8 protein-coding genes are annotated in these 13,060 nt (G+C 61.1%); 2 read left to right on the top strand and 6 right to left on the bottom strand.

Annotated features, from left to right (window positions below):
• Positions 1-366 (top strand): DUF3817 domain-containing protein, encoded by a 366-nt coding sequence (locus tag CJEIK_RS02620; protein ID WP_005294103.1) that lies wholly within the window; start codon positions 1-3, stop codon positions 364-366.
• Between the two features lie 62 nt (positions 367-428).
• On the opposite strand, the gene CJEIK_RS02615 is transcribed toward CJEIK_RS02620, so the two are convergent.
• The 5 genes from CJEIK_RS02615 to CJEIK_RS02595 all read right to left on the bottom strand — a co-directional run bounded on the left by CJEIK_RS02615 (position 429) and on the right by CJEIK_RS02595 (position 10,399).
• Positions 429-1,823, bottom strand: a complete 1,395-nt coding sequence (locus CJEIK_RS02615; protein ID WP_005294106.1) for an amidohydrolase — start codon at positions 1,821-1,823, stop codon at positions 429-431.
• Between the two features lie 178 nt (positions 1,824-2,001).
• Entirely contained in the window at positions 2,002-2,655 is a 654-nt protein-coding gene (locus CJEIK_RS02610; RefSeq protein WP_005294108.1) for a non-canonical purine NTP pyrophosphatase, read from the bottom strand.
• Positions 2,656-2,696: 41 nt separating this feature from the next.
• A complete protein-coding gene (gene rph / locus CJEIK_RS02605; RefSeq protein ID WP_005294109.1) occupies positions 2,697-3,467 on the bottom strand; it encodes a ribonuclease PH in 771 nt (256 codons plus the stop codon).
• 96 nt (positions 3,468-3,563) lie between these two features.
• Positions 3,564-4,370 carry an MBL fold metallo-hydrolase gene (locus tag CJEIK_RS02600; protein ID WP_005294111.1) on the bottom strand — a complete coding sequence of 269 codons (807 nt, stop codon included), beginning with the start codon at positions 4,368-4,370 and terminating at the stop codon, positions 3,564-3,566.
• A gap of 137 nt (positions 4,371-4,507) precedes the next feature.
• A complete protein-coding gene (locus CJEIK_RS02595) occupies positions 4,508-10,399 on the bottom strand; it encodes a G5 domain-containing protein (protein ID WP_273658159.1) in 5,892 nt (1,963 codons plus the stop codon).
• A gap of 431 nt (positions 10,400-10,830) precedes the next feature.
• Here CJEIK_RS02595 and CJEIK_RS02590 point away from each other — a divergent pair, with 431 nt between their 5' ends.
• Positions 10,831-12,042, top strand: a complete 1,212-nt coding sequence (locus CJEIK_RS02590; RefSeq protein ID WP_011272946.1) for an IS110 family RNA-guided transposase — start codon at positions 10,831-10,833, stop codon at positions 12,040-12,042.
• Between the two features lie 153 nt (positions 12,043-12,195).
• Here CJEIK_RS02590 and murI read toward each other — a convergent pair whose 3' ends face one another.
• Positions 12,196-13,053: a glutamate racemase gene (gene murI, locus CJEIK_RS02585; RefSeq protein WP_050760828.1), complete on the bottom strand. Its 858-nt coding sequence runs from the start codon at positions 13,051-13,053 to the stop codon at positions 12,196-12,198.
• Between the last annotated feature and the right edge of the window lie 7 nt (positions 13,054-13,060).

Below are 13,060 nucleotides of genomic sequence, written 5' to 3'. Positions count from 1 at the left end.
ATGACCAACGAGCAGACCCCTGCGATCCACCCGGAACGCCGGGCGCGCGTGGCGAAGTCGCTGAAGTTTTACTCCGTGGCGGCGGTGGTGACGGGTATTTGGCTGCTGATTCTGCTGGTGGAGATGATTGTTAAGTATCTGATCCTGGGCAGTGAGAACGCGCCGGAGTGGTTTAGCTACATCGGCCCGGCGCACGGCTTGGTGTTTATGGTGTACGTGATTTCCTGCCTGGATCTGGGTACGAAGGCGCGTTGGGAGCCATCTAAGTGGGTTACCACGATGCTGGCGGGCGTGGTGCCTTTCTTGAGCTTCATTGTGGAGAAGAGGCGCCGCGACGAAGTTAAGGCCGCGTTCCAGCTGGACTAGCAGCGCGCGCTGGCAGCAGAGCTGATGCGGCGCGGCGCCGAACGCTGAGCGCAGCGGCGTGGCTACTCGACCAGCGAGGTCTCGACGGCGACTGCGTCGATCTCCTCGTCAGTAGGCACGGGCGCGCCCATTGCGTGTGGCTCGACCTCCGGCTTCTCCCACTCGGATTGCAGGCAGGCCAGGATCGCGACAGCCGCCGCGCGCGTGGAGACCTGCAGGGTGGATAGATCCGGCAGGAAGCCCGGGTTGTGGTTGGTGGGGATGTCGATGTCCAACCGCCCGGCGGACTCGGCGCGCTGCCACTGGCGGCGCGGGGTGATGCCGATGGTCCAGAGCATGTAGGGGCAGCCGAAGGACTTCGGGATCACGGAGAAGTCCTCGGAGGCGGTCCAGGGTTCCATCTCTAGGGAATCCTCGCCGAAGGTGCTGTCGAAGTGGGGGCGGACAACGTCGTAGACCTCCGGGGCGTTGTCGGTTGCGCCCAGCAAACCAACGAACTTGAAATCCGGCTCGCGGTCGGCACCCGCGGCCAGCGCCTCAGCGCGCACCACACGCTTGATGGCATCCACGCACTTCTGGCGCAGCTCTTCGTCGTAGAAGCGGCAGGATAGGGAGATCTTCGCGGAGTCGGGGATCACGTTGTTCGCCTTGCCGGCCTCCACCGAGGCAACGGTGATCACCGCGAACTTATTCGGCGGGACTTCGCGGGAGACGATCGTCTGCAGCTTCATCACCGTCGAGGCCGCCAGCACCACCGGGTCTACAGAACGGTGCGGCATGGAGGCGTGGGCGCCGCGGCCGTGGAGGGTGATTTCGATGGTGGTGGAGGACGTCATCACCGGGCCGGGTGCGGAGTACACCTGGCCCGCCGGACCGGCGACGATGTGTTGCGCCAGGCAGACGTCGGGTCGGGGGATGATGCCGCCCAAACCGTCGGAGACCATCTTGTGCGCGCCGATGGACGCCTCTTCGGCCGGCTGGAACAGTGCCACCACCGTGCCGGACCAGCGGGCGCGCTCTTCGGTCAGGATGCGCATGGCTCCCAGCAGGCTGGTGGTGTGCTGGTCGTGGCCGCAGGCGTGCATCGTTGCCACGCGCTCGCCGGATGCGTTGAGCTGCGAGTAGGTAGAGGCGTAGTCCACGCCGGTTTTCTCCGCGACGGGCAGGCCGTCGAAGTCGGCGCGCATCAGCACTGTCGGCCCGTCGCCGTTTTCCAGCACGGCGGTGATGCCGTAGCCGCCGATGTTCGTGGTGACTTCCCACTCCGGGAAGTTTTCTAGTTCTTTAGCGATCCGCTGCGCGGTGACTTCCTCCGCTCCCGAGAGTTCGGGGTGCTGGTGGAAGAACTTGTACACGTCTTCCATCCAGCTGAGGTCGGCCTGCGACCCGGCCACGATGCCGCTGGGGCTTGTGGGGCTAAAAGTGGCCTGGTCGCTGTCTGTGCCGGGGGCGGTCACGCGGGGAATCCTTTCGCTGGTTTGTTGTTCTGCGGGTTACACGTTTGAGCTTGTACCTTGCCCCATCATACGTGGGTTGCATACGCCCGGCGCCTAACTCTGCGGCGCACTGACACGCATACAGGGCGGTGCGCTGGGTACCGTGCTTAGAGGCGTGCTGGGCGCCAGCCCTGCCACATTAATCCGCTAGTTGCGCCAGGATCTCCACCAGCTGGCGCAGGGCCTTGCCACGGTGGGAAACGGCATCCTTCTGCTCCGCCGTCAGCTCGCCTGCGGACTTACCCGCCAGCTGATCTTCCTGGCCTTCCGGTAGCTCGTCAGGGGCGAACAGGGGGTCGTAGCCGAAGCCACCCTCGCCCTGCTCAGCGTGCAGTACTCGGCCGTACCAACGCCCTTCCACTGCGTACTCGGTCTCCATGCCGCGTTCTGCCGCGACTTCTGCGGGCAGCTGCAGCACACAGGAGGATACGAAGTGCGCCCCGCGCCGCTCGTCCGGCACGTCCCCCATCTGCGCCAGCAACAGGTCGTTATTGGCCTTGTCGTCGCCGTGGCCGCCGGACCACCGGGCGCTCAGCACACCCGGCATGCCATTCAGCGCGTCGACGGCCAGCCCGGAATCATCGGCGATCGTCGGCAGGCCAGTGTGGCGCACGCCGTCGTTGGTCTTAATCCGCGCGTTGTCCACGAACGTCGCGCCGGTCTCCGGGGTCTCCGGGTATTCCGGCACGTCCCCCAGTCCGACGAGCTCGATGCCGGTCACGTTCGCCGCTTCGAGCATGCGGTTCAGCTCCGCCAACTTCTTCTTGTTCCTTGATGCCACCAGTACCCGCACGGTGCTACTCCCCTTCTCTTGTCGCGTTTGCTTCTGCTGATCTAGAGTTCCTGCGCCAGCGCCGCCCGCTGCGCTTCGATGAGCTCACGCAGGCCGCCTTCGGCCAGATCCAGCAGGGTGTTTAGTTCCTCGCGAGTGAACTCCGCGTTCTCTCCGGTTCCCTGGATTTCTACAAAGCGTCCCTCGGCCGTCATCGCCACGTTCATGTCCACGTCCGCCCGCGAGTCTTCTTCATACGGCAGGTCGAGGCACGGCACGCCGTCGATGATGCCCACGGATACTGCGGCGACGGGTGCTCGTAGCGGTTGCCCTGGTACGACGCCCCTAGCTTGCAGCACGGCCAGCGCATCAGCCAGAGCCACGTAGGCGCCGGTGATGGCTGCGGTGCGGGTGCCGCCGTCGGCCTGCAGAACGTCGCAGTCGATGTTGACGGTGTTCTCCCCCAGTTCCTTCAGGTCCACGGCGGCGCGCAGCGCGCGGCCGACGAGGCGGGAGATCTCCTGGGTACGCCCTTTGACCTTGCCCTTCATGGATTCGCGCGGCATGCGCTCGTGAGTGGAGGCCGGCAGCATCGCGTACTCAGCGGTCAGCCAGCCTTCGCCGGAATCCTTCTTGAAGCGTGGCACGCCCTCTTCCACGCTGGCGGTGCACATCACGCGGGTGTTGCCGAATTCCACCAGCACGCTGCCTGCGGGGTTGCTGGTGAACCCGCGGGTGATGCGCACCGGGCGCAGCTCGTTGGTGGCGCGCCCGTCAGCGCGGGTGAAGTTGCTGCCTGCGTTGGAGGTGTTTTCTACGTTTGTTTCCGTCATGGGGCTTAAGTTTACTAGTCGCCCCGGACGGGCTACCCGCCGATGCTTGCGCAATCGGTTTCCTGGCGCTGTGGCGCCTAGACGATGGTTAAGTGCCTAACTGACAGTTATGCGCATGCCGGGGCGGGCGACGAGGATCTCACCGTCGTAGTGGCGGGCGGCGCCGCGGACCGCTGCGTCTGCATCGCCCCACGGTGGGATGTGGGTGAGCACGAGCTTGCCCACGCCTGCTGCCTGTGCTGCACGGCCTGCGTCTTCGCCGGAGATATGCATGCCGCTGGGCTGGCCTTCTGCATTTTCGCCCCAGGTGGCTTCGCAGAGGAATACGTCTGCTCCCGCTGCGATGTGGGCCAGGTTGTCGGTCCAGGCGGTGTCCCCGGAGTACACCAGGGAGTTACCTGCGTTGTCTTCCACGCGCAGCAGGTAGGCCTCTGTGGGGTGTACGGCGGTGGCGGCGTAGAGGGTGAATGGGCCGATGGGGTGGGCTGGGTACGTGGTGGCGTCAAAAAGACCCTCGCCTACCTTATAGACGTTGATGTCGAAGGTGTCGGTGAAGTCGTCGGGGCGCTCGGGTGCGTCGGCGCCAGCGGCGGAGAGGTGGCGGTGGGCGATAGCGGGGCCGAGTAGTTGGTGGCGTTGAGTGGAGGAGGCTGTGGGGTGGAACCGGCGCCAGACGAGTAGCGAGGGGAAGTCTAGGCAGTGGTCGGCGTGCATGTGACTGAAGGCGACGTGGCAGGCGGAGGGGTCGATGTCCTCTGCGCGTTGCATGGCGCTGAGTACGCCGGGGCCGCAGTCGAGGAGGAGGTCGGGGTTGGCCGTGGTTGTGTCGCGGACGATGTATCCCGATGCGGCGCTATCGGGCCCTTCGACGCTTCCGGAGCATCCCAGCACTACCAGTTCCATAAGTTGTCATTCTGCCACGAAGCGGTGGCAAATGTGCGAAAGGGCGACCACCGTTGTGTTGGTGGTCGCCCTTTCGTTCGCGGTACTAGCCGGGACTGGCTGTTCCGCTAGGCGCTAGCGCTGAACGCTAGTGGCGGTTAGGCCTCGCCTTCTTCGCGGCGGCGGCGCAGCAGCGGGATGGCGCCGATGATCAGCGCCAGGCCGACTGCGAACACGCCGAGCACGTTCGCGCCGGTGGAGGCCAGGGTGCTCATCCGCGGGCTATCAACCTGCTTCTGAGAGCTGGAGCTTCCGCTGCTTGCGGAGCTGCCGGTGGACGTGCCGCCCTTGGAGCCCGGCTGGCTCGGGGTGCTGGACTTGCCAGGGGTGCCCGGCTTGTCTGCGTTGCCCGGATTGCCCGGGGTACCCGGCTGCTTGGAGTCCGGCTTCGGGGTGGAACCGTGAGATCCGCTACCCACGATGGCCCCGCCGATTCCTAGGGAACCGATGATGCCAGGCAGGCTCGGCTTCGGGGTCACCGAACCAGTGGAACCGCCAGGCTTGTTCGGATCCTTCGGGTTGTCCGGGTCGGTCGGATTCTCCGGATCCTTCGGGTTATCCGGGTCGTTCGGGTTATCCGGGTCGGTCGGATTCTCCGGATCCTTCGGGTTATCCGGGTTGTCGGGGTTATCCGGGTTGTCGGGGTTATCCGGGTTGTCGGGGTTATCCGGGTTGTCGGGGTTATCCGGGTTGTCCGGGTTGCCGGGGTTATCCGGGTTATCCGGATCCTCAGGGGTCTCGCAGTTGCACTTGGTGCCGACGCGGATCTTACGATCCTGCTTTTCCTTCGTGATCGTCTCGGAGGTCTCCGGCTCGCCAACAGGCTCACCGTTTACAAGCTTCCAGGTCTTGGAAACTTCCTTCTCACCAACGACACCAGGCTGATCCTCTTCAACCTTGCCGGCTTCGAGGTTCGGGTCGGGCTCAACAATGGTCTCGTACGGAATCTCCTCGGTGTGCTTGTCCGTCAGCTCGGTCTGGTTCTCTGCCGGGCCAACCTCGATGATGCGCGGCGAAGGCTTGCTGATCTCCTCAGAAGACTCTTCCTTGCTTACCTCACCGTTATTCACAGTCACATTGACTGTGTGCTTGATCTCACCAGGCGTACCCTCCTGCAAAACCTTGGTTTCGCCAGGCTGCAGCTCAGGGTTCACGCGGATCTCGGTCTCGAATGGGGTCATCTCGGTCCACTCGACCTTCGTAGAAACCGGCTTGGTCTCTTCCGGCTTCGTACCGACGCGGATGATCTGCTTAACCGGTTCCTTTGTGCGCTCAGTGGTCACGGTCGGGTCGCCTGAAGGCTTGCCGTCCACAATCTTCTGAGTGGAGGTCACAACCTCGGTACCAAGCTCGCCCCGCTGGTCCACAACCTGCTCGCCCTCTGCCAGAGTGTCATCGAAGATGATCTCGGTCTCGAACGGAACCGGCTTTTCAACCTTGGTCACCACAGTGGTGTCCTTAGCTGCCGGGCCGTACTCGATGATCTCGTCGACTGGATCCTTGGTCTGCTTCTCCTCAGGGGTGACCGTTGCCTGGTCGCCCTTAGCGGTGAAGTCAGCCGTGTAAGTTTTCTCACCCGGAACGCCCTTCTGGACGACCCTGATCTCACCCGGCTTCAACTCCGGATTCGGACGGGTTACGACCTTGAACGGAATCTCAGCAGTCCAAGTGACCTTCTCGTTAGCCTCCGATGGCTTTGTACCGACCTTGATTACCTGATCAACTGGCTCTTCGATGACCTTCTCCTCAACGGTGGCCTCACCATCCGGCTGGGAGTTAGTGACCTTCTGAGTCACAGTGATCGTCTTCTTGCCCGGCTTGCCTTCGGTGACAGTTTCGGAGGAGCCAGCAGGCATGTTCGGGTCGAACTCAATCTTCACCCCGAACGGAATCTGGGCCTCGACTGTCTTTGTGGTCTCACCGGTGGTCTTAGTGCCAACGCGAATCTTAGCGTTCTTCGGCGCCTTCGTCTGCTCAGTGGTCACGGTCGGCTCGCCGTCTGGCTTGCCGTCCTTGATCTTCTGGGTAGAGGTGACAACCTCGGTACCCAGCTCACCCTGCTGGTCCACAACCTGCTCACCCTCTGCGAGGGTGTCGTCGAAGACGATCTCGGTCTCGAACGGAACCGGCTTCTCAACCTTGGTCACCACAGAAGTGTCCTCGGCCGCAGGGCCGTACTCAATGATCTCGTTGACAGGAGCCTTGGTCTGCTTCTCCTCCGGGGTCACCGTTGCCTGGTCGCCCTTCGCGGTGAAGTCCGCGGTGTAGGTCTTCTCACCCGGCACACCCTTCTGAACAACCTTGATCTCACCCGGCTTCAACTCCGGGTTCGGACGGGTCTCAACATCGAACGGAACCTGAGCGGTCCACATAACCTTCTCAGAGACCTCAGACGGCTTGGTGCCAACGGTGATGACTTCGTCGACAGGCTGCTTGGTGATCTCTTGGGTGATCTTGGGATCGCCCGGCTTGGAGTTCACGATGTCGCGCTTAACCGTCACCGTCTTCTCACCCGGCTCACCCTTGGTAGTCACCTTCGACTCACCAGCAGGCATATTCGGGTCGTACTTTACGACGACCTTGTACGGTGCCTCAGCCTTGTAGGTCTCGGTGTTCTCACCGGTGGTCTTGGTTCCGACGCGGATCTTCTCTGTCGTCGGTTCCTTCGTGCGCTCGGTGGTCACAGTCGGGTCGCCGGAGGGCTTACCGTCGACAAGCTTCTGCGTAGAGGTCACCACCTCAGTACCGAGCTCACCCTTCTGGTCGACGACCTTCTCGCCGGCCGGCAGGTTGGGATCAAACTCAACCTCAGTTTCGAACGGAATCGGCTTCTCGGTCTTGGTCACCAGCTCGCTCGGAGCCAGACCCGGACCATATTCGACGATGCGCTTGACCGGTTCCTTAGTGGTCTCTTCCTCGACTACCTCGGCCTTGTCGCCCTTGGCGGTGAACTTAGCGGTGTAGGTCTTCTCGCCGTTCTCACCTTCCTGGACAACCCGGGTTTCACCAGGTTTCAGGTCCGGGTTCTCGCGAACCTCAGTCGGGTACGGGATTGGCACCTTCCACGTAACGTCCTTGGCGCTCTCGGCAGGCTTGGTGCCGACGACGACGACCTCGTTGACCGGCTCCTTGGTGCGTTCCCAGGTACCGTCCTTCTTCATCTTCTCCGCGCCAGGAACACCCGTGGTCTCAACCTTGTAGGTGCCGGCAGGGATGGTGTCGTCGTACTTGTACTCGACCTTGAACGGAACCTCACGCTTCGGGACGTCGATGACGTTCACGGTAGCGGTCGTGTTGTCCTTCGATCCGTCCTCGTAGGTCACGATGACCGGAACGTCAATCTTGTCGCCCGGCTTCGCGGTCTCCGGCGCGGTCGCGGTGATCTGACCATTGTCATCAATGGTGGCCTTCCAACCGGCAGGGACTTCACCCAGCTTGTACGGGTTGTCCTTCGCGACGTTGATGTTCTCCGGCTTGTTGAGAGCGACTGGCAGCGTGGCGGTCTCGCCCGGGTATACCGTTTGTACCGGGTAGGAGGGCTCCGCTTCCCATTTATTGGTCAGCTTCACCACAGTGGTGACGGGAACCACCGAAGTCGACCCGTCCGGGGCTTCGACGGTGACGGTAACAGTCTTCTGGTCACCCGGCTTGGCATCTGCTGGCGGAGTGGAAGTGACGACACCGGTATTCGGGTCAACCTTATACTTCCAGCCGTCAACTTCCTGCTCGGTGATCGGTTGGTCGTTCTCATCCTTGCCGAACGAGAACTTCGAATCCTTAGGGGCGTCCTGAACGTTGTGGTTCACGGCCTGGTTCGGGCCGGTGGTCTGCACCTCGTACACGGGAGCGACGTTGCTCTTCAGCACGACGACGGTGCCCTTGACCTCCTGCGGCTTGTCAGCGTTGTCGTAGTAGGCGAGCACCGGAATATCGAGGATGTAGCCCTCAGGAGCGGTCTTTGGAATCGTCGTGGTGATCTTGCCAGTGTTCTCGTCGATCTTGACGGTCCACGTGCCGCTATCATCCGTGTGGGTGTACTCGGTCTTACCGTCCTTGAAGGTGTAGCGCTTCGGGGCCTCATCGCTCGTGTTGCCGCTCAGGCCGCGCTCAGGAAGCTTGGGAGTCAGGCTGACCTTCGCGTTCGGCTTGTTCGCCACCGTGTCGTAGGTCGGGATCTTGATATCGACGATCGCCTGGAACTGGGTCTCGATCTCATCGGTGGTGCCATCCGGGTAGGTGGCCTTCACCTTCGGAGTGATGATACTGCCCGGCGCCACGGTGTCATCCGCCTTCGCGGTGACCTTGCCGGTCTCATCAACGGTCACGGTCCAGCCGTCCGGCACAGTGGACGGGTCGACCTCGAACTTGGCCGGGTGAACCGGCTTGTGGCCCTTCATGATGGACTTGGTGCCCACCTGTGCGGTGATGTCCTCATTCAGCTTTCCCTTGGATAGGCCCGGACGCACCAGGTCAGTGACCTGGGTATTGTTCGGGTCAACAACCACGAACAGCTCAAGCTCATCGGTAGAGCCGTTGGAGTACTCGACGGTGATCTTCGGACGCGCAAAGCTACCCGGCTTCGGGTTTTCCGGAGCGGTGACAGTGACGTTGTAGTTCTCGTCCATCTCGACGGTCCAGCCGTCGTAGACGTACTTCTCATCCAGCTCAACCTTGGCCTCGTAGCCGTTATCCCCCTTCTTCTTTGCCAGGTCCTTGATCAGGTCCGGGGTCTGGGTGAAGGTGACCTTCTGGGGCTCGGTAGCAAGTGGGCCGGTAGCGCTGTCGACACCGGAGATGATCGACGCGTCCGTCTTGTCGTACTTCGGAGAGTGGTACTCGGTGTCGTCCAGGGAGAACGCCTTGGAGTCGATGACGTTCGCCTTGTTGTAGCGATCCAGCGAGTTGGAGCTGTCGAAGGCACTGCCGTCTTCGCCGCCGGTGTTGTGGTGAGCAGCGGCCTGGAGTTGGTCAACGGTACGCGGCTTCGCCAGAACGGAGAAGCTGACGTTCTTGTCGGTCGCCAAGTCAGTACCGCGGTACTCCGGCCAGGTGAAGAAGATATTGCCATCTTCGTCGATACGCAGGTTCTGTGTACCGCCGGAGACTGCCGGGTCCGTGGTGCCGATGAACTGGCCGTTGCCGTCGTAGGCCTCCACAACCATGCGGGACATAGAGTCGTCAGTGCCGCCGTTCTGCACAGCAGGAACGTTGACCTTACCGACCTTAGTTTGCTCACCAGGGACGATAACGTGCTTCTCAAAGTTCTCCCACGACACCGTGATCGGGTTACATTCGATGTTCTCGCTCGGCCACGGGTTTACAGTAGCGCTGAATGCCAAGCTGGGACCTTGCGTGGCTCTCAGGCCCGAAGGATTGTCCTTCTTGTAATTGCTCTGCCAGGCGTAGCGCACGGGATTGTCGGCAGTGGCCGAAGCGAACTGCTTGACCTCCTCCTCGGTCATCTCTGCGTTGAGATTCAGGTTTCGTTGTGCGCGAGCACCATCAATGACGATGCTTTCGTCGGCCTTGTGAGTGACGCTCTTGTCAAGGAAGGTCTGGCCGGCCTCCATGGAAGGCACCTCGCCGGTATCCAAGAGTGCGCCAAGGTTCCCCGTATTGGTGAAGTACCAATCGGCGAATGTGCGATCCTTCGAGTTATCAAAGGAGACGCTCAGACCCCACCGAGTTTTCGAGGGGCTGGTCGCAGACGGCTCAGAGGTATTCCAGCTGAAACCAGCCTGGCTGCCCTGCGGAGCGTTCTCCGAGACAACACACGAACCGGCCGGCAGGTCGGAGGCCTTCTGTGCGTCCTTCTCCACCGCGCCGGACTTGTCTCGGATACCGCCAGTGAACGTGGCTGCGGTGGCCTCGGGCGCGAAATCATTGGGAGCAAAGATGCTGAGTGAACCCAGCGCGAGAGTGATGGCGGACAGTGCAGCAACGCCAGTACGGGCATTCCGCCGTGAAACCTTGTTCTTAGAGGAGTTCATCCCTCAGTCCTTCCTGAAGCTAAAGTGCGCCTACCTCTTGTCAGATCCCCAGCAGACCAGGCGCTTACTAAAGGCTGAAAACTCACTAAAACTCAGTTCAATAAGTGAAAAACAGCCTAAGAGTACGCAAATAGTTTAACCGCGCTAACGGTTCAAGTTCAACCAGAAAAATGGTCCCACAAGAACCACCCGTTACCTTGTGAGTGTCCCTGATAATGGGGATAGTCGCTGGTCCCGGTATGGCTTACTTGCCCTGTAGTTTCCATAATCCGGGGGGTGTTGCCGCCGGGTGCCAGGACTTTCGATGACAGCTGATAGGGACACGGCCAGTTTCAAACTAGGTCTCTTTGTAACGTGGGTGCTTGCAACGAAGGTCATGACGCCAGCGACTGGATCAACGCCATACCCATCTCGTTTTCTAGGAGCTCATCATGTCTCCGGAGCATTCCATCGACATATTCCTCGGCCTAGACGTCGGCAAATCTGAACACCACGCCTGCGCCCTAGACCGTGATGGCAACAAGGTCTTCGACAAACCGTTGCCCCAACTCGAATCCGAACTAGCAGGCGTTTTTCACCAGCTTCAGGAGCTTGGCACCGTGCTCGTGATCGTCGACCAACCCAACACCATCGGCGCACTACCAATTGCTGTAGCCCGGGACTGCGGTTGCGAAGTCGGATACCTGCCAGGTCTTGCGATGCGCAAAGCTGCAGATCTCTATCCGGGGCGTGCAAAAACAGACAAACGCGACGCATTCATCATCGCTGACACCGCCCGCACAATGCCCCACACGCTACGTGCCGTCGACCGCAATGATGAGGTACTTTCCGCCCTAAAGATGCTGTCCGGCTTCGATGATGACATCGCCCGCGATTGCACTCGCACGGTCAATCGACTTCGCAGTATCCTCACCCAGATCTATCCCAGCCTGGAACGAGTTTTTGCTGGTAGCACCCTGACTCGCACGCCGATCCTGGATTTATTGATTCATTACAAGGGACCGCAGGGGCTAAAAAGAGCCGGATACCAACGAGTGTTGAACTGGATGATCAAGCACACACGTAAAGACCCCACCCCGCTGGTAGACGACATTTTTGCAGCACTGAAAGCTCAATCAGTCACCGTGCCTGGAAGCGATGCCGCCGAGTTAGTAATTCCTCAACTGGCTGCAAACATCAAGGCCCTCAAAGAGCAACGAAACACCATCGCTGAACAGGTTGAAGAGATGCTCGCTGATTTCCCTCTTTGTGAGGTCTTGATGAGTATGCCCGGAGTCGGCATCAAGACCGCAGCGCAGATCCTTCTTGCGATCGGTGATGGCTCCGACTTCGATAGTGCTGGCCACTTAGCTGCTTATGCTGGAATAGCGCCCGTCACTAGACGATCAGGTTCGTCGATCAGAGGTGAGTTCCCAGCACGGTCAGGCAATAAACGACTGAAAAATGCCTTGTTCTACTCCGCATTCGCGGTTATCCGCAGCCACGAACCGTCACGGCAGTATTACGAACGCAAACGCGCTGAAGGAAAACGCCACAACGCAGCAGTCATCTGCCTGGCACGACGCCGATGCAATGTCATCTACGCGATGCTGAAAAACAAGGAGTTCTTCCGCGAGATCCCGCCACGCCCCGTCGCCGCATAAAGCCCAAAGACGGAGCCGACCAGCACACGCTGGTCGGCTCCTAGGCACGCCTAAGAACCTACTCCCAAGACTGTTCTCGTCAACATCGGCCTAACGCTTGACAAAAACATAGGGACACCCCCCTGGGCACCCCACATAAGAAAACATTAAACGCTAGCGCACCATCTCCGGAATCTGAGACACGGAGCTAATCGCCGGCCCCAGGAACCTCCCAGCCAGCTTCGCGAACCTCTGCGGGTCGCCAGTTGATTCGAAGGAAAGGTCCACCGCCCGCCCCGGATCTTCATCCGCCAGCAGATCCTGCTCCGCCAGCGTGCGATATACAGTCTTCGCCGTTTCCTCCGCGCTATTAATCAGCGTGACGTCCTCCCCCATCACCAGCTGCACCACCCCGGCCAGCAGCGGATAGTGTGTGCACCCGAGCACCACGGTATCCACCCCCTCGGCCTTCAACGGCGCCAGATAGTTCTCCGCCAACCCCATCAGCTGCCGCCCGCTAGTCATGCCACGCTCCACAAAGGGCACGAACTGCGGGCAGGCCTGCGCATACGCCTCAACCCCCGGAATCGCCGCGAAAAGATCCTGATACGACCTACTGCTCACCGTCGCCTGGGTGCCGATCACACCGATCTTGCCGTTGCGGGTTGCCGCCGCCGCGCGCCGCACCGCAGGCAGGATCACCTCAACCACCGGAATGGAATACCTCTCCCGCGCATCGCGAATAAACGCCGACGAGGCAGAGTTGCACGCCACCACAATCATCTTGCAGCCACGCTCCGCCAGGGTGTCCGCAATCCCAATCGAAAGCTCACGTACCCGCGCCAGCGGCTTGTCCCCATAGGGCGAATTGGCCGTGTCCCCGATATACACCAGGTTCTCGTGCGGCAGCTGATCCACAATGGCGCGCGCCACCGTCAGCCCGCCCACGCCCGAATCAAACACTCCGATCGGCGCATTGTTTGCCTGTTCCACCCGAACGCCTATCTCAACAGCCTCAGAAGATTCAGCCACGGTCCTC

Source organism: Corynebacterium jeikeium (assembly GCF_028609885.1).
Taxonomy (GTDB): Bacteria; Actinomycetota; Actinomycetes; order Mycobacteriales; family Mycobacteriaceae; genus Corynebacterium; species Corynebacterium jeikeium.
Note: the sequence above shows the minus strand (reverse complement) of the source record. Positions and strands in the feature narration are given on the sequence as shown.

Bases quoted from the DNA above. Each gene is read 5' to 3' on its own strand.
- CJEIK_RS02620 (WP_005294103.1), top strand. From the start codon at position 1: ATGACCAACGAGCAGACCCCTGCGATCCACCCGGAACGCCGGGCGCGC.
- rph (WP_005294109.1), bottom strand. From the start codon at position 3,467: ATGACGGAAACAAACGTAGAAAACACCTCCAACGCAGGCAGCAACTTC.
- CJEIK_RS02600 (WP_005294111.1), bottom strand. From the start codon at position 4,370: ATGGAACTGGTAGTGCTGGGATGCTCCGGAAGCGTCGAAGGGCCCGAT.
- CJEIK_RS02595 (WP_273658159.1), bottom strand. From the start codon at position 10,399: ATGAACTCCTCTAAGAACAAGGTTTCACGGCGGAATGCCCGTACTGGC.
- CJEIK_RS02590 (WP_011272946.1), top strand. From the start codon at position 10,831: ATGTCTCCGGAGCATTCCATCGACATATTCCTCGGCCTAGACGTCGGC.